This is a genomic window from Nocardioides sp. (assembly GCF_024509035.1).
Lineage (GTDB): Bacteria > Actinomycetota > Actinomycetes > Propionibacteriales > Nocardioidaceae > Nocardioides.
The window spans coordinates 331-1,261 of record NZ_JANINT010000281.1; the positions used below are offsets into that span (position 1 = coordinate 331).

Below are 931 nucleotides of genomic sequence, written 5' to 3' on the forward strand. Positions count from 1 at the left end.
CGGCGACCGGAGCCTGACCTTCGCGGGCGTGGACGCCCGGTCCAGCCGGCTGGCGTCCGGGCTCCTCGCCTCCGGCCTGCGCCCGGGGGATCCGGTCGTCGTGCTGTCGGGCAACCGGATGGAGTACGTCGAGATCGGAGCCGCGCTGGCCAAGGCGGGCCTGCCGATGGTGCCGCTCAACAGCCGCAACAAGGAGTCCGACAACCGCTACGTCGTCGAGCACTGTGGGGCCCGGGCGCTGATCCTCGACGACGCCCTGGTCGCCAACGTCGACGGACTGGTCGACGAGCTCGGCACCGTGCTGAGCTTCGACGGTCGCGCGGGCCGCGACTACGAGGCGTTCCTGGAGGCGGCCGAGGAGCGAGACCCCTGCATCGCCGTCGAGGAGACCGACCCGTTCGCGATCTCCTACACCTCGGGCACCACCGGCACGCCCAAGGGCGATGGAGTGGGGGCTCGGACCGGGCCGCCGGACCATGGCCGTGGCGCCGATGTACCACGGCGCTGGGTTCTCCTTCGCCTACGCCGGCGTCCAGGTGGGCGGCTCGGTCGACATCCTGCGGTCCTGGGACCCCGAGGAGTTCCTGCGTGGCCTGGAGCGTGGCCGGATCAGCACCGTCTTCCTGGTGCCGACGCACGCCCAGCAGATCCGGCGGATCCACGAGCGACCGGCCGAGGCCTTCGACCTCTCGGCGCTCGAGACGCTGTACTTCAACGCAGCCGCGCTGCCGATCGCTCTCAAGGAGTGGGTGCACGAGGCCTTCCCCGGGGTGGGGGTGCACGAGCTCTACGGATCCACGGAGTGCTCGGTGGTCACCGACCTGCGCCCCGAGGACTCCCTGCGCAAGCCGGGCAGCGTGGGCCATCCGTGGTTCATGACCGAGGTGCGGCTCCTCGACGACGACGGACAGCCGGTCGGGCCGGGCGAGCC

1 protein-coding gene and 1 pseudogene are annotated in these 931 nt (G+C 71.8%); both read left to right on the forward strand.

Translation table 11 applies throughout. The features are described from left to right. Positions 1-28: 28 nt before the first annotated feature. Positions 29-382 (forward strand): annotated as a pseudogene (locus Q0L15_RS25020) (AMP-binding protein); the annotation flags it as partial. Between the two features lie 109 nt (positions 383-491). Beyond that, positions 492-931 (forward strand): AMP-binding protein (locus tag Q0L15_RS18895; RefSeq protein ID WP_296606051.1); only part of this gene is annotated, 440 nt, incomplete at its 3' end.